This window comes from Anaerosolibacter sp., assembly GCF_029240175.1.
Classification (GTDB): Bacteria; Bacillota; Clostridia; order Peptostreptococcales; family Thermotaleaceae; genus Anaerosolibacter.
In genome coordinates, this window is the sequence record NZ_JARBTM010000007.1 from 1 (window position 1) to 16,750 (window position 16,750).

Here is a 16,750-nt window from a genome sequence, read left to right on the forward strand (position 1 = left end):
GCCACCCTCTTTTTTCGTAGTCTTTAAAGCAACTTCTAGATTTCTTACATCATTTAGGGCATCAAAGATTCGAATGATGTCAATGCCGTTGGCGATGGCCCTTTTTACAAACTCAGAAACCACATCATCGGCATAGTGCTTGTATCCAAGGAGATTTTGGCCCCTTAGCAGCATTTGAAGCTTTGTATTTTTTACGGTTTTTCGGATCAATCGTAATCTTTCCCATGGATCTTCGCTTAAAAACCTTAAGGATGAATCAAAGGTAGCTCCGCCCCACATTTCAAGGGAATGATAACCCACTTTGTCAAGGGTCTCCAAAATCGGTGTCATCTCTTGTGTTTTCATTCTCGTAGCAACCAAAGATTGATGGGCATCTCTAAGAACTGTCTCAGTAATTCTTATTTTTGTCATTGTACTCCTCCTTGTAATTTATAAATTTGAGTATGCAAATAAAGCACTTATTATGGGCAACATATAACAAAATTTTTATAGTCACTGCAAACCTTTTCCTGGTTCTGAAATATAGATTTAGCTTAACGCTTTTCTATGGCTATCAAAACTGGCGGACAATTTTTCTGATTTATAAAATCAAGTTTTAAGACGCTAAACTCACGCTGATTAAGTCCTTCGACAAAACGAAGAACTGCATCCTTTTCAGCTAGCCCTCCCTCATGTCCATAATATATGGAGATGGTTATAATACCGTTCGGCAAAAGGAGCAGCAGTGCCTTTTCAATGGCCTGAATGGTGGTTTGGGGATTTGTAATAATCTGGTGATCTCCCTTCGGTAAAAATCCAAGATTAAACATTGCAGCAGCTATGTTTTCATGGACATATAAATCCATGTCTTCGTGACCTCCATGTATAAGTTCAACTGAATCGTGAAGGCCATGAACCATAAGCAATGCTTTTGTATTATTGATTGCTGTAGTTTGGATGTCAAAAGCGAATACTTTTCCACTTGATCCAACCAATTTTCGAAGGAATAATGTATCATTGCCGTTTCCCATAGTTGCATCTATGACACAATCACCAGCCTTTACGACTTGGGAAACTATATGCTTGGAAAGATTTGTAGCATTCGTTAGAAATTTTGATCCCATCAACATACCTCACTTAAATTACTTATTTGATCTACATGCTTTTAAAAAGAAATCAGGCAGTTTTGCAGCAAAAAGTTTATGATAAGCATTAAGGTTGTTATTAATAACTTGGCTGATATTCACGTCACTTTTTTGATCTTCATCTAATTCTTGAAAGCCTACCTTTGCGAAGAATTCTGTGCAATGCTGGGTATCAACCAGCATTAATTCAATACCTCTTTTATCGGCCAAATTTAAGAGCGCTTTCACAATCCCATCTCCAAGGTATTCACGCTGATGTTCTTTATGTACAATAACAAAACGGAGTACGGCAATAGAGCCGAATGACGCATAGCCTGCAGCAGCCAGTGGAATATTACCTTCATAGGCAACCATAGTGTTTTCCAAGATATCTTGCAACTCAATGCCATGCAAAGGGGAACAATCCCCTAGATTTTCAATATGAAGTATATCTTCTTTCATTGCATTTTTTATGGTAAGCAAATATTTTCGCTCCTTTACATTTTATAATTATTATACCCATTTTTTTTCGGTGAAAGCATTTGTTCATGAACCTATCAAGAACGCAAAGCGCGCTTTAATATATTGGCACTTATGAGACATGAAAAAGTCTATCAAATTTGATAGACTTTTTCAAATATTTTAAAGTAATTTCAAATAAGCAACCTCTTCCGGTGATAAATGTCTCCATTTCCCTTTAGGAAGCTGAGCTATATCTAGATTGCCCATGGCAATCCTTTTGAGTGTTATAACTGGATGATTTAATACATCGAACATTTTTCTTATCTGCCTATTTTTCCCCTCACGAATAATTACTTTTATCGTTGAAAAAGAACGATCTACTTTTAATACTTCGAGCTCAGCTGGCGCTGTAGTATACCCGCCTATATCAATACCGCATTTGAAACGATTCTGCTCCTTTTCATTCAGCTGACCTTTGACAGTTGTAATATATGTCTTAGAAATTTCGTGCTTCGGATGGGTTAATTGATATGTTAGGTCGCCATCATTTGTCATGAGCAGTAATCCGGAGGTATCATAATCTAGACGACCAACGGGATAAATTCTTTCTTGAATATCCTGAATGAGATCAATAACGGTTGGACGATTAAACTGGTCAGTTACCGTTGTCACATATCCTTCAGGCTTATGCAGCATAATGTAAATTTTTTTATCTTCAACGCGAATCGGTTTATTGTCGACAGTTACATGATCTACGTCTGGATTGATATTGACACCCATCTCTGAGATAGTAACATCATTCACTTTTACACGACCAGCCTGAATAAGTTCTTCTGCCTTTCGTCTTGAAGCTACACCGGATAAGGCAATATATTTTTGCAATCTCAATCCAAACAACTCCTTTTTCATTTGCTAGCTATATTATATATTTTATACTAACTTTTCATGAAATATATTTAGTAAATTCATTCTTTCGATTTTCGCCTTTAATTTTGTTTGGTCTGTAATATAAAGATCCAAATCTTTCATCCGTTGAAAATAGTCTGCACCTGCAAACGTATATCGTGTTTTTAATCCTTCTTCAGTTTGAATCCGCTCATTGGCGAAGGCTATAAGATCCCCACAAGCTAAGTTCACTGGTAATTCAAGGAGCTGCATGCCCTTCACTAAGCGGACACTATTATGACCTGCAAGGCTGCCTGTAACAATGGCTTCTGTATGACCCACAAAAAGTCCGGATTTTTCCCCAGCACACAGCATATTGTCAAGGCCTAAGACTTTCATACTGTTACTCCTAGGAGCTATGGATAGATATCTGACAGAATTCCCAACTCCGCCAGCATAGGGATCTTCATATCTAGCATTTTCTAATCCTGGTATACTGCGCAGCTTATCTAGGGGATAGAACGGAGCCATAAGCTTTGCATGGCCTGTATCAAGAAGAATAATATTTTCAGCATACTCTTTTAGTGCATATTGCTGGCACACTTTCATCTCCAATTTTTTTAGATTTATGTCTTCACTTGGAACGGGTAGTACAACAACACCTTTTTCATTGAGTTCATGGACAAGGGATGGACTTAGGGAGTCCTTATTTAACTTGCATGATCCGCTAAATGCGCCATAAGACCCATCACTCCTTTTGCCTAAGATATCCTCTACACCAGCTTTTTGACATAAGCTTACCCTAGGGCCAAAGGATGGACATCTTAAAATGCACATGGCACAGCCATTGCCATATTTCAAGCAATTACCCATGGGACCCGTAGATCCCGTGGTTTCAATAAATACATCTCCTTCTATAATTTCCCCATTGTATAAAGTGATCCCTTCTATCTTATCATTATTCTTTTTAACGTCTACCGCCCTTGATCTTAATCGGAGCTCAATGCCCATTTCTTGTAATAATTCCCGAACCATGGGCTCTACTTTACATACGTCATACAGACTCGCATGGGTATGGCCTGGAAAATCTATGCCTGCATGCCGTGATGCACGATCTGTTACCGCGAATAATTCTCCTCCTCCCAGCAGGGCACATTCTTCTGCAGCGGTAAATCGTCCATTATTGCGCATGATTCCCCCTACATTACCAAGGCCAAGAAGAATATCCATTCTTTCGATAATCGTAACGTGTGCTCCAGCTTTTTTGGCAGTAATAGCTGCTGCAACTCCTGCCCAACCACCACCTATTACTACAACATCAGCCATTGCAATTTCCCCCTTCAATCATCTCTTCAATATCTATTTGAGATTTACACATTTTTACTCTTTGACCGTTTAGGGTGCGTGCCGTACAGGATCCACATACACCCTCACCACAGCATAGTTCATGATTATTAATGGCTACCATTTTAACAGGTCGGCCTAAACGGCTCAACCGGTCTTTAATAACCTCATGTAAAAAGTCAGAACCACCGCTGTATACCAAACTATAGGTTCCTTCAGCTAGAATTTGATTCAGTTTTTCAAGGCCGCCTGTAGAACGAAGGTTTAAGTAATGTCGATCTATTTCTAATGCAGCGATAGATTCATTGATAAACGCTGAGCCTGTTCTTCCTTGATCAATAATAAAAGTAACCTTATTTTTATTATGAAGCAAATATTGGATAGCAAGGATTGCAGGAGCTAAAGCGATACCTCTGCCAATAACCAGTACATTCTGATTTGTTACATTTTTCAAATCTTTATATCCGATAAGACCATTCCAATAAGGACCTTTTAACAGAATCTTATCATCACACGCCAGAAGTGATTTTGTTTTTACCCCTAAGATATGAATAGCAATGGCTATTTCACCTTTTTCAGCATCGGCGGCCATGATTGACATAGGAACATCAAAAATCATTGGTTTTTCAGGATGCCTTAAAAACACATAAGATCCCGGCTGTTTTAACTGTCTTGCTAAGGTTTTTGACACCCCAATCCTTAATACAAGAACATCATCGCCAATTTGTTTTCTTTCGATAATTTCTGACTCAATGGCTTCACGGGGCGTCTTTTTTTTCATTCCGCACCAAGCGTACTCTTGATAGATGCATACACCTGACCAATTGCAATCACAAAAACTATTGCCTTGCAGTTGAGAACAGGTAATACATTCATCACTTTCGGCCAGATAACATGGGCAGTATTCACTGCCAGCATCTATACAAGTTACGATTTTATTTTTTGACAAACTGCACCCCTCCTTATTAAGCATAAAACCCTATAATAATAGGGTATTTCTGAATAGGGAAAAGTGTGACATATCTAACTGTATAACATGAATAAGAAAAAAGAATAACTATACTTGATTATAGTTATTCTTTCGTAAATTAATTACCTTGAATGAAGTCAACAATTTTGTCTTTAAAATCTTTTCTTTCAATGTCTTCACGGGTATATAAATCCGTCGTATATATTAGCTTACCATCAAGAAAGACTTTTAATTTACCAATTTTCGTGTTTCTAGTAACTGGAGCTTCTATAACTTCATCAACTTCTATAACTGAAGCCACTTTATCTTTTTCTTCTTCCGTAACGGGAATAATAACATTTTCTTTTGCGATAACAGCGGTTTCAGATTTTTTTCCGTCTTTAACAGAAATAAATTTTAAATATGCATCTTGTTTAACAATATCATAGGGTTTGTATTGATCAAATGCATAATCAAGAAGGTGATAACTATCTTGAAACCAGTTTGGTGCATTTAAAACTACTGTAACAAGCTGCATACCGTTCCTTGTAGCAGATGTCACTAGACATCTTCCGGATTTTTTTGTGAATCCTGTTTTAACACCATCGCCACCCTCATATTGCGTCAGGGTTTTATTCTTATTGTAGAAATACTTAAAACCTTCTCTATCTGCAGTCCATAACTTCGTAGAAACAATTTTCTTAAATTCTTTATTTAGTAGAGCTTTCCTACTAATCAATGCCAAGTCATAAGCTGTCGTATAATGCTGATCATCATGAAGTCCATGGGGATTCACAAAATTTGTATTATTGGCACCTAGTTCCTTCGAACGGCGATTCATTAGTTTACTGAACTCATCTACAGATCCTGCAACATGATTGGCAATAGCAACTGCTGAGTCGTTGCCGGAGCGAAGCATAAGACCGTACACAAGATCTTCCATATTTATGTTTTCGTCATATTGCAAATATATGGATGACCCCTCAACACCCACCGCCTGTCGCGGAACTTTGACTATTGTTTCAGGCGAAGAATTTTCAAGGGCCAATAAAGCTGTCATAATTTTTGTGGTGCTCGCCATTGGTTTTTTTGCATGAATGTTTTTAGCGTACAGGATTCTGCCTGTTTGAACATCCATAACAACGGCACTAGATGCAGAAATACTTGGCCCTTCCCCATATACTGAAAAAAATGAGATTTGAAAGCATATGAACGTGATTAATAGAATTGATAGAAAGGATTTCTTCATTTTATCACTCCATTTATTAAAGTCATTCCTGTATAGTATTTTCTAAATAAAAGAAATTCATACGAAGGAACAAAAATAATGGAGTATCTATTTACTCAGTTATAATCTCACACCCAAATTCTTTTGCTAACTTCTCGGCTTCTTTTAAATCTTCTTCACTCCATATGGACCAACCGCCCTTTAAAATGTCATTTACAAAGATTTCTACTTTGTCCTTTTTTATAATCATGTATTTTTCATTTCTTTTCTTCATTTGCTGAATTTGGCTATGTATAGCTTTTTCAATATCCACATCCATAACCTTTAAAGCAATAAAGAGGCAAGATAGAGCATCTTCAAGTTCGCGACGAGCTTTGTCATTATCCCCTTTCATTAGAGCTTTCATAGACTCAGCTACTTCTTCATTTAAGTGACTTATGGTTTTTTTGGGATCATCTGTTATGTATTTTCTATTGTTCCATATAAGCTCTACGGCATCCTTAATATCCAAGGTGTGTACCTCCTTTAGAATATTCCTATAAAACATATTATATCTATATTGTATACTTCCTTCTTCATTCTTTCAATCTACCATTCTACTATTTAAACGAAACAATATAAAATAAAGAGCGATGATAATCGCTCTTATTCAATAATGATTTCCTTTTCAACTTCTATTTTTTTAGATTTGTTTTCACTTCTTCTTTCACTCATAGCTTGGAGCTTGTCTAATAGCTTTGGTGTGAAATTAATGATACTATCTACCATTGTAGCATTCTGATCTACTGGTAAAAGTTTCATATGCCCATTTCCTACGACCATAAAAGCTACTGGTTGTACTGATACTCCAGCACCTGTTCCTCCGGCGAAAGGAAGCTTATCTAATTTATCACCTGCTTCATCGCCTTTACCATTTGTTGTGGCTGTGTATTCTCCACCGCCTGAGGCAAAACCGAAAGAAACTCTAGATATGGGTATTATCACTGTACCATCTGGTGTTTCCACAGGATCTCCTACTATTGTATTTACATCTACCATATCTTTTAAGCTTTCCATTGTAGTTCGCATTAGGGCTTCAATTGGATGATTTGACATTTTGTTTATCACCTCGTTTTAAATATAGATATGCAGTTTTTGCTGTTGCAATTATAGCATAGCCTATTTTTAGTTTAATTATACAGTGAAGATATGTCTTGAACAGTTCCTTATCAAAATAAGGAACGATTTTAAAAGAAATATGTTCAGCGTATGTATGATGCTTCATAATTGTAAAAAGATTACCTTTGATTCCCCAAAATACACCTGAAAGAATCCCTGTGACCGCAGCATCTCCAGTTCCAAATTCTGTCTCCCATTCTAGATTACATATACATACTTTTTTTCGAATATAATTAAGCACATCGTAATATTGATGATAAAGCTTTGCAGTTTTGTCTTGTATTTCTTGTATTTGAGATAAGCTGAAGAGTTGTTCTTTTTCTTGCATGAGTTTCTTTGACTTTTCTGACTCAATTTCCCCATCAACTTCCAAAGAGAATTTTCCATCCTTTTTCTCTACAAGATCTAATAAGGGTAGCTCCAACTTGTAATGAATAAGCCCAAAAAGCGCCTTAACATGAAAGACAATTTCATCGTTTGTTTTATCTTTTAAAATTTGTAATTCTACCATAACAGAAGTAAACATGATAATTATAAAAAAAACAACAAGAATTGCAAATATCCATAAAAAGATATACAAAAATTTCACCTCACTCACTCTCTTACAGTGTATATTTTTTCCAATAACAAAGAAAAATAAACCCCATATCATTAAACACCTACAGATTTCCATTGGATTCGGTTTAAAGTTTGAAAAAAACATTGACATTTTAATTATTTAGTTTATATTTAATATGTGTAAAGTGAAAGATTAAAAGATCAAAAAATGGTTATATTTAATACAAGAGAGATAAATACTTTGATGAAATATTTATAACCAAAATAAAGCTTCTTGGATTTCACTAGATCAACAATTAAATATAAAGGTGGGAGCAGGATTCCCATCTTTATTTATGTAAAACATATAAATTGCTAAGGAGGAATGTAATATGGAATTTTGGTATACTGAAGAACATACGGATGATGTTAGATTTTCTTTGAGGGTAAAAGAGCACTTGTTTTCTGGAGAAAGTGAATTTCAAAAGCTTGATATTTTAGATACCCATGAATATGGAAAACTAATGACCCTGGATGGGCTCGTAATGGTTACAGAAAAAGATGAGTTTGTTTATCATGATATGATTGTACATATTTCCATGGCAGTAAATCCAAACGTAGAAAATGTTCTAGTAATTGGCGGCGGCGATGGTGGCACAGTTCGAGAACTAATGAAATATCCAAGCATTAAACATGTAGATATGGTTGAAATTGATAAACTGGTTGTAGATGCTTCTAGAAAATACTTCCCAGCAGTGTCATGTGAAGTCGATAATCCTAGAGTTACAGTTCTTTATGAGGATGGTATTAAATTTATTCAAGGTAAAGAGCGTGTATATGACTTAATACTCATTGATTCTACTGATCCAATAGGACCTGGTGAAGGCTTATTTACTACTGACTTTTACAACAATTGCTATAAAGCACTAACGGAAGATGGTATCTTAATCAATCAAAATGAAACGCCAGTATATGAAAAGTTTTTTGAAGTAGGTATCAGCTCTAACAAAAAGCTTAAGAAAATGTTTCCGATAGTTCATGTATATCAAGCCAACATTCCAACCTATCCAGGGGGGTACTGGTTATTTAACTTTGCTTCTAAAAAATTCCATCCAACGCAAGATTTAAAAGAGTCTGACTGGAATCAACTTGGAATTAAAACAAAGTATTACAATACAGACCTTCACAAAGGATGCTTTGCCCTTCCGAATTATGTAAAGGAGAAGATTGAGAATGGAGCTCTTTAATAGATATTGTTTTATAGGATGCGAGAAGTCCTTTGAAGAAAGTGAAGTGGTAATCTTCGGTGCTCCCTTCGATGGTACATGCTCCTATAGACCAGGTTCAAGATTTGCACCGAATAAAATAAGAATTGATTCCTATGGACTAGAAACCTATAGCCCTTATCTAGATCGTGATTTAGAAGATCATAATGTTCACGATGCTGGAGATATTGATCTTATTTTCGGAAATAAGTATGCGGTGTTAGATTCTATCCAAGAATATGCTCAGTATTTAGTAAATAATAATAAAAAGCCATTAATGATTGGTGGAGAGCATCTTGTTACCCTTCCTGTGGTTAAGGCTATGTATGAAAAGCACAAGGATTTAGTAATACTTCATTTCGATGCCCATACAGACCTCCGTGGTGATTACATGGGTGAGGAATTATCCCATGCTACCGTTATCAAGCAAATATGGAACTTCCTTGGAGATAACAGAATTTACCAATTCGGTATTCGTTCTGGTCTAAAGGATGAATTCTACTGGGCTGAAAAAGAAGGACATACTTTTATTAATAAGTTCGGTTATGATAAACTGGCTGAAGTTGTGGAAAAAGTAAAGGACAAGCCTGTGTATGTTACTATTGATTTAGATATATTAGATCCTTCAATATTCCCTGGAACAGGTACGCCAGAACCAGGTGGTATTTCATTTCAGGATATGTTAAATATTTTAAAAACATTAGATGGACTCAATATTGTAGGCGCTGATGTTGTTGAACTTGCGCCAGACTATGATCCTACTGGGGTTTCAACAGCTGTAGCATCAAAGATCATGAGAGAATTAATGTTGATTCTATAGCAAAAAAACCGATGAATGTCATCATTCATCGGTTTTATTTATTTCATTCTCATCAAAATCCAACTTCTCAAAATCCTCGATGGCAGGAAGATCCTCTAGACAACTAAGTCCAAAGGCCTTTAGAAAGGTCTCGGTTGTACCATATAAAATAGGTCGGCCAGTTTTCTCTAATCTGCCTTTTTCTAAAATAAGTTCTTTGTCTAGCAAAGTACTAATGGCTTTATCGCTTTTTACACCACGAATCCCTTCCACCTCATGTCTTGTAATAGGTTGTTTGTAAGCAATAATTGCTAATACCTCAAGAGCAGCTTGAGTAAGTCCTTTATTTTGAGTGGGCGTACACAATTTCTGTATATAATCGTAGTGCTTTGTATTGGTACATAACTGAAAACTATTGTTGATCTCAATAATTTGAAGGCCTCTATCTTCCGCCTCATATTGTTTCTTTAAATCTAAAATCGTTTTTCGAATAAACTCCGGAGGAAAATCTAAAACTTCAGAAATATTCTTTACGTTTAAAGGATCTCCCCAGATAAATAGTAAGGATTCTATAATTGATTGAATCTCTTTATCTTCCATAAAATTACACCCCATTTACTGAATCAATTTTCTTTATAATGATTTTATCGAAGATTCTACTCTGCTGGACTGTTAAAAAATTTAGTTTAATCAATTCAAGTAATGCCAAAAAAGTTACGACAATTTCACTTTTAGAGCAAGAATCGGAAAACAAATGATGAAAGTCAACAGCATGATGAATTTCGAGATATTGTTGAATCTGTGAAATTTTATCTTCAATAGTCACCTCGTCTCGCTGAATCTCATCAACATAAGCTTGCAGTTTAGAATGATTTTTTCTTTTTTCAAGAAGTTTATTAAAAGCGCTTATTAACGTGTTTAAATCCATTTCCACAAGCTCAATATCATCATACTTGATGTATTGATCAAGTTGCTCTTGGGATTTATAAAAAATCTTTTTAAATACATCTTCTCGCTTTTTAAATTCTTCAGCTGCAGTTTTATATTTCTTATATTCGATAAGTCGAGCAATCAAATCTTGTCTTGGATCGATTTCATCGATGGCGATGGCCAGTTGTTCCTCGTGCTTATTTGGAAGCAACATTTTAGACTTGATTTCTATTAGCGTGGCCGCCATAACGAGAAATTCACTGGTTACTTCCAAATCGAATTTCTGCATATCTTGAATGTATTGAATGTACTGGTCAGTGATTTGAGCAATTGGAATATTATAAATATCTACTTCTGCTTTTTCAATGAGGTGATACAGTAAATCGAAAGGTCCCTCAAAGGTTTCAAGCTTAACATTATATGTCATTAAAGATCTACCCCTAACAAATTTCATTGAAAATTGACATCACATTTTATTATAACATAATTCATGTCACCATGTGATGGGATTATTCCCAAGGGTATAAAAGTATTACTACAATGTTAAAGGAGGTATTTGATATCAAATACCTCCTTTAAACTATTTTTTTGATCTTAATGATTTACGAATAATCTTACCAAACATATCAATGGCTGAAGCCGATTCAATCGCCTTTTCTGATACTAGATCGACGCGATGAATTTCTTTTCCTTCTACCATTAATACAATCTCACCTAATTTTTGTCCAGCAGTCAATGGCGCTTTAATGTTCTTAGGTAATATTATCTCTTTTTGAACCTTGTTTTCATCACCCTTTTTAACAAGAGCGCTCAATTGGTCTTTTGCGATAATATTTACTTTCTCTTCTCTACCCTTTTCTACTGTGACTTCTTGAACCACTTGATTCTTTTTGACGATCGGTACAGAACTATAGGTGGCAAAACCGAAATTTAATAATTTTTTAGCTTCCTCAAAACGTACTTGGGAGGTGGGGCTGCCTAATATTACAGCAATTAAATTTAAGCCGTTTCTACTAGCAGAAGCAGATAGACAATACATAGCATCTGAAGTAAATCCTGTCTTGATGCCATTAGCACCAGGATAACTTCTAATTAGCTTATTTGTATTGGTTAATTCTAAGGTAGTTATTTTTTTGTCTGGAAGTCCTACTTTCATAGTAGACATCCATATTGTAAGCCACTCATGGATTTTAGGATACTTTAGAAGCTCTTTCGACATAATGGCAATATCATATGCACTAGTATAGTGCCCTTCTTGCGGCAGTCCATTGGTATTCATAAACTGAGTATCATTCATACCTAATTCCTTAGCGCGCTCATTCATCCGTTTAACAAACATTTCTTCTGTGCCACTTAGATGTTCAGCCAAAGCAACACATGCATCATTGGCAGATGCAACAGAAATGCCTTTTAACAGCTCCTCAATGGTCTTTTCTTCACCTGGTTCTAAGTAAAGCTGACTTCCACCCATACTGGAAGATCGCTGACTAATTAAAACTTTATCTTCTAGAGCAATCTGCTTCTGATCTAAGGCTTCCATTGTTAAAAGCATAGTCATTACCTTTGTAACGCTAGCTGGTGGGAGCTTATCGTGGATATTCTTTTCATATAATATTGTACCTGTGGAAGCATCCATTAAGATTGCTGACCTTGCATCAATATTGAATTCCTCCGCACTGGCCATTATATAAAATGAACTGAAAATCAAGGTAAAACAGATGATGGATACGATGATCTTGTTATATATTCCTTTCATCTCATGCCCTCCTTGCATTGTAAGTTAATTTTAGCTTTTCCAGCAACTACTTTCGTTATGCACAGGAAGGACATTCATACATCACTGTAAAAAATTACATGATTTCTACATGATCTTTCATAACTATAGCTTTAATCAACTTTGGTTTATCTACAGGCTCATTTGTTAAGGTAATTGCGTTTACGATGATATCTTTGGCTTTTTCTATCATGTCCTTTTTATTTGTATACAAGGTAGCATAGGCCTCACCTTTTAAGATATAATCTCCAATTTTTTTCTGCATCAAAATTCCTGCGGACAAGTCTATCTGTGAGTCCTTATTCTCACGACCTGCCCCTAAAACAAGGGCTGCGACACCCATATCATCAGTTTGGATGGATTGAATATAACCGTTTTCTGGAGCAACCACATCCATTTTGTAGGCAGCGTGAGGAAGAAGCTTTGTATCTGTGATAACCATAGGATCTCCACCTTGCGCTTCTACAAATTCTTTAAATTTATTCAAGGCTTCTCCCGACTGTAATTTCATCATTACCTTCTCTCTGGCAGCACCAATGTCAGCAGCTTCCTTGGCCAATAGAACCATATGGCTTGCCAACGTTATGCTCAATTCTGTAAGATCTACTGGGCCGTATCCTTGAAGGGTTTGAATAGCTTCTTCAATTTCAAGGCTGTTTCCGATAGCAAATCCTAAAGGTTGTTCCATGCTTGTTAGAATTGCTACAGTTTCTCTGCCCATATGATGACCGATATCCACCATTTCATTTGCTAATGCAATGCCACTTTCCAAGTCCTTCATAAAAGCACCACTGCCTACTTTTACATCGAGAATTATGGCATTTGAGCCAGCAGCTAGCTTTTTGCTCATAATACTACTGGCGATAAGGGATAGGTTATCAACAGTAGCAGTAACGTCCCTCAAGGCATATAATTTTTTATCTGCTGGGGCAAGATTGGCAGACTGGCCAATAACGGAAATTTTATGCTGATTAACATTACCAATAAATTGTTCATTTGTCAGTTCTACATGAAACCCTTTTATAGATTCTAGCTTGTCAATGGTTCCCCCTGTATGACCGAGTCCTCTTCCAGACATCTTTGCTACAGGAACATTACATGATGCAACCAAAGGTGCAACAATCAGCGTTGTGGTATCTCCCACACCACCAGTACTGTGCTTATCAACTTTGATACCATGGATTCTAGACAAATCTAACACATCTCCAGAATTCATCATAGCTTCTGTCAAATTGGCCGTTTCTTCCTTATTCATTTTCTGGAAATATATTGCCATCAACAGAGAGGCAGCCTGATAGTCTGGTATGTTCCCCCTTGTATACTCTTGAATAAAGTAGCTAATTTCATCCTTTGTAAGTGGATGGCCATTCCTTTTCTTCAAGATAATATCATATATTCTCATTAAATGTTCACCTCACCCAGGATTCCTTTCACAAGACGAATAAATTTAGGTCGTGTTTGATTTGCTATTTCAACTACACGCTCATGTTCGAGGGGTTCTAAAGTATCTGCAATGGCCATATCTGTTACACATGAAATTCCTAAAACACGCAATCCTGTATGACGGGCTACGATCACTTCGGGAACAGTAGACATACCTACAGTATCTGCCCCAAACTTTCGTAACATTTTTAACTCTGCAGCGGACATATAGTTCGGTCCACTAATAGCAACATAAACACCTTTCTTCGTCTCGATTCCTAATTTTTCACTCACCTGCTGTCCAAGGCTAATGAGCTCTCGATCATAGGCTGTAGACATATCAGGAAATCTTGGTCCAAGATCTTCATCGTTAGGACCTATAAGAGGATTACTTCCTGTAAAGTTGATGTGATCCTCTATAAACATAAGGGCTCCAGGGTATAAATCTGGGTTCATACCTCCACACGCATTTGTCACAACAAGTACTTTTACTCCCAGTTCTTTCATAACCCGTACTGGGAAGGTAACCTCCTGTAATGGATATCCTTCATAGAAATGGAACCGTCCCTGCATAGCAATGACACTTTTACCTTCTAATTGCCCAAGAACCAATTGACCCTCATGGCCTTCTACCGTTGAAATAGGGAAATTGGGGATCTGGTCATAGGGTATAATGGTAGGGTTTTCTATTTCATTTGCAAGACTCCCAAGACCAGAACCTAAAATAAGTCCAATTTCTGGAGCTGTTTCGATCCTACTTTTTATAAAGTCACTTGCTTCAAATATTTTTTGTTTCATTATTTATTCCTCCCCATCTTTATTAAAGAACGCTTAATGAATAGGATAAAGTCATTTCTTACCTTATCTGCGGTTTCAATAACTTCATGATGATCCAATGGTTGATCTAAAATGCCTGCAGCCATATTGGTAATACAAGAGATTCCTAACACCTTCATTTTACTATGAGCTGCCACAATGACCTCTGGGACTGTGGACATACCAACGGCATCAGCACCTAAAAATCGTGCCATTCTCACCTCTGCAGGGGTCTCGTACGTAGGACCTGTAAACATTGCATAAACACCTTCTTTTAACACTAGATCCATTTCATCCCCTGCCTGATAAGCAAGTCCGATTAATTCCTTATCATAAACTTGAGAAATATCAGGAAAGCGAACACCAAGCTCATCGAAATTTTTACCGATAAGAGGATTATCAAATCCCCAGTTTATATGATCACGGATGATCATAAGATTACCAGGTTGGAATTCAGTATTCACACCACCGGCGGCATTGGTAACGATAAGGATTTCAACACCTAAGGCTTTCATTACTCGAACTGGAAAAGTGACCTCTTCCATAGAATAGCCTTCATAATAGTGAAATCGTCCCTGCATAGCAATCACACTGTGGCCCTCGAGTTTGCCAAGTACGAGCTTTCCTGCATGCCCTTTCACCGTAGAAATTGGAAAGTTAGGGATATCCGAATAGTGAATATGTATGGAATCTTGAATTTCATCAGCTAATGATCCTAAACCAGAGCCTAGAATCAAACCAATCCTTGGAGAAACAACTGTTTGCTGCTGAATATAACGAACTGCTTCATTAATCTTACTGAGTAGATTCTGCATAATCTATCCTCCTCTAAAATATTAAATCTTTAAAACTGATGCCATATTGTAACCCTTTTACCTGGAAAATATCAGCAATCGTTGCTGCTATATCAGCAAAGGAGTCTCTGGTGCCTATATTTATAGATTTTTTAACGGCTTGCCCATAAATGACAATAGGTATATATTCTCTAGTATGATCTGTACCACTGTAAGTTGGATCATTCCCATGGTCTGCGGTAAAAATAATAATATCATCTTCATGAAGCGCTTCTATCAATTCAGGTACCCTCTTGTCAAATTCCTCAAGGGCAATTTTATATCCTTGTGGATTCCTTCTATGACCGTACTTAGCATCGAAATCAACAAGATTTGTAAAAATTATTCCTTTACTATTCTCTCTAAGGGCCTTGATCGTTTCATCGACACCTTCCATATTATCCTTGGTATGAATTGCCTTTGTAATACCTTGCCCATTGAAGATATCCTCAATCTTGCCAATGGCATACACTTCCATATTATGATTGGCAAGAATATCAAGAATCGTAGTTCCATTTGGTGAAATTGAATAATCTCTGCGATTTGCTGTTCTTTCAAAGCTCCCAGGCTGACCTGCAAATGGCCGTGCGATTACTCTAGCTACCTGATGCTCTCCCACTAGTAAGTTCCGAGCAATCTCACACATTTTGTAAAGCTCATCCAAAGGAACGATTTCCTCATGGGCGGCAATTTGAAAAACACTATCAGCAGATGTATAAACAATAGGGCAGCCTGTTTCAATGTGTTCTTGACCTAATGCTTCAATAATCTCAGTACCTGAGGCAGCTTTGTTACCCAAACTTTTTTTTCCGATTTTTTCTTCGAAGCAGCGGATAATTTCTAAAGGAAAGCCATCTGGATAGGTTTGAAAGGGTTCTGTAATATAAAGTCCTGTCATTTCCCAATGTCCAGTAATCGTATCCTTTCCCTTCGATACCTCGTTTGCTTTTCCGAAACAACCTATAGGTTCTTGTATGCTTTCAACACCCTTGATGCCTTCAATATTACCTAGACCAAGCCGTATTAAATTAGGAAGATGAATTCCTTGACATACTTTTGAAATGTTACCTAAAGTATCTACATTGTAATCTCCATACTCAGGCGAATCTGGCAATGCACCGATTCCCAAACTATCAAGAACTACAATTGTGACTCTATTAATCATCAGACTCCTCCTTACATGTTTTTATAATAAGTGATTTAACTTTTATAGGAATATTGTTGCACTTTTTAAGAAAAATATAA

At 36.6% G+C, this 16,750-nt stretch carries 18 protein-coding genes and 1 pseudogene; 2 read left to right on the plus strand and 17 right to left on the minus strand.

The window, feature by feature from the left end; translation table 11 throughout:
- The 10 genes and pseudogenes from K0R93_RS06500 to K0R93_RS06545 form a co-directional block, all read right to left on the minus strand.
- Window positions 1-411: pseudogene (locus K0R93_RS06500) on the minus strand (oxaloacetate decarboxylase subunit alpha); the annotation flags it as partial.
- A gap of 122 nt (window positions 412-533) precedes the next feature.
- Window positions 534-1,103, minus strand: a complete 570-nt coding sequence (locus K0R93_RS06505) for a tRNA (mnm(5)s(2)U34)-methyltransferase (RefSeq protein ID WP_300299181.1) — start codon at window positions 1,101-1,103, stop codon at window positions 534-536.
- An 18-nt stretch (window positions 1,104-1,121) separates the two neighbouring features.
- Entirely contained in the window at window positions 1,122-1,586 is a 465-nt protein-coding gene (locus K0R93_RS06510) for a GNAT family N-acetyltransferase (RefSeq protein WP_300299183.1), read from the minus strand.
- A gap of 159 nt (window positions 1,587-1,745) precedes the next feature.
- Entirely contained in the window at window positions 1,746-2,453 is a 708-nt protein-coding gene (locus K0R93_RS06515) for a pseudouridine synthase (RefSeq protein ID WP_300299185.1), read from the minus strand.
- A 42-nt stretch (window positions 2,454-2,495) separates the two neighbouring features.
- Window positions 2,496-3,776: an FAD-dependent oxidoreductase gene (locus tag K0R93_RS06520; RefSeq protein ID WP_300299187.1), complete on the minus strand. Its 1,281-nt coding sequence runs from the start codon at window positions 3,774-3,776 to the stop codon at window positions 2,496-2,498.
- Complete coding sequence (locus K0R93_RS06525) at window positions 3,769-4,743, minus strand: sulfide/dihydroorotate dehydrogenase-like FAD/NAD-binding protein (RefSeq protein WP_300299189.1); 975 nt, start codon at window positions 4,741-4,743, stop codon at window positions 3,769-3,771. The genes K0R93_RS06520 and K0R93_RS06525 overlap by 8 nt, the downstream gene beginning before the upstream one ends.
- Window positions 4,744-4,882: 139 nt before the next feature.
- On the minus strand, window positions 4,883-5,992 hold the full coding sequence (locus K0R93_RS06530; protein WP_300299191.1) for a D-alanyl-D-alanine carboxypeptidase family protein: 1,110 nt from the start codon (window positions 5,990-5,992) through the stop codon (window positions 4,883-4,885).
- Window positions 5,993-6,083: 91 nt separating this feature from the next.
- Complete coding sequence (locus K0R93_RS06535) at window positions 6,084-6,482, minus strand: MazG nucleotide pyrophosphohydrolase domain-containing protein (protein ID WP_300299193.1); 399 nt, start codon at window positions 6,480-6,482, stop codon at window positions 6,084-6,086.
- Between the two features lie 134 nt (window positions 6,483-6,616).
- Window positions 6,617-7,066 (minus strand): GerW family sporulation protein, encoded by a 450-nt coding sequence (ytfJ, locus tag K0R93_RS06540; RefSeq protein ID WP_300299195.1) that lies wholly within the window; start codon window positions 7,064-7,066, stop codon window positions 6,617-6,619.
- Complete coding sequence (locus K0R93_RS06545; RefSeq protein WP_300299197.1) at window positions 7,047-7,709, minus strand: DUF2953 domain-containing protein; 663 nt, start codon at window positions 7,707-7,709, stop codon at window positions 7,047-7,049. Before K0R93_RS06545 ends, ytfJ begins: the two co-directional genes overlap by 20 nt.
- A gap of 349 nt (window positions 7,710-8,058) precedes the next feature.
- On the opposite strand from K0R93_RS06545, the gene speE reads away from it, so the two are divergent.
- Window positions 8,059-8,913, plus strand: a complete 855-nt coding sequence (speE, locus tag K0R93_RS06550; RefSeq protein WP_300299199.1) for a polyamine aminopropyltransferase — start codon at window positions 8,059-8,061, stop codon at window positions 8,911-8,913.
- Window positions 8,900-9,751, plus strand: coding sequence for an agmatinase (speB, locus tag K0R93_RS06555; protein ID WP_300299201.1), 852 nt, complete (start codon window positions 8,900-8,902; stop codon window positions 9,749-9,751). The genes speE and speB overlap by 14 nt, the downstream gene beginning before the upstream one ends.
- A 21-nt stretch (window positions 9,752-9,772) precedes the next feature.
- Here speB and scpB read toward each other — a convergent pair whose 3' ends face one another.
- From scpB to K0R93_RS06590, 7 genes are all read right to left on the minus strand, one after another.
- Entirely contained in the window at window positions 9,773-10,330 is a 558-nt protein-coding gene (scpB, locus tag K0R93_RS06560) for an SMC-Scp complex subunit ScpB (RefSeq protein ID WP_300299203.1), read from the minus strand.
- A gap of 4 nt (window positions 10,331-10,334) precedes the next feature.
- Window positions 10,335-11,087: a segregation and condensation protein A gene (locus K0R93_RS06565; protein ID WP_300299205.1), complete on the minus strand. Its 753-nt coding sequence runs from the start codon at window positions 11,085-11,087 to the stop codon at window positions 10,335-10,337.
- 153 nt (window positions 11,088-11,240) lie between these two features.
- The gene (locus tag K0R93_RS06570; RefSeq protein ID WP_300299207.1) at window positions 11,241-12,416 is read right to left on the minus strand and encodes a D-alanyl-D-alanine carboxypeptidase family protein; all 1,176 of its coding nucleotides are present in this window, start codon (window positions 12,414-12,416) and stop codon (window positions 11,241-11,243) included.
- Window positions 12,417-12,510: 94 nt separating this feature from the next.
- Window positions 12,511-13,836, minus strand: a complete 1,326-nt coding sequence (locus tag K0R93_RS06575; protein WP_300299209.1) for a pyrimidine-nucleoside phosphorylase — start codon at window positions 13,834-13,836, stop codon at window positions 12,511-12,513.
- Window positions 13,836-14,654: a purine-nucleoside phosphorylase gene (locus K0R93_RS06580; RefSeq protein ID WP_330685062.1), complete on the minus strand. Its 819-nt coding sequence runs from the start codon at window positions 14,652-14,654 to the stop codon at window positions 13,836-13,838. Before K0R93_RS06580 ends, K0R93_RS06575 begins: the two co-directional genes overlap by 1 nt.
- On the minus strand, window positions 14,654-15,487 hold the full coding sequence (locus K0R93_RS06585) for a purine-nucleoside phosphorylase (protein ID WP_300299211.1): 834 nt from the start codon (window positions 15,485-15,487) through the stop codon (window positions 14,654-14,656). Before K0R93_RS06585 ends, K0R93_RS06580 begins: the two co-directional genes overlap by 1 nt.
- Before the next feature lie 13 nt (window positions 15,488-15,500).
- Window positions 15,501-16,670 (minus strand): phosphopentomutase, encoded by a 1,170-nt coding sequence (locus K0R93_RS06590; protein ID WP_300299213.1) that lies wholly within the window; start codon window positions 16,668-16,670, stop codon window positions 15,501-15,503.
- Window positions 16,671-16,750: the final 80 nt, after the last annotated feature.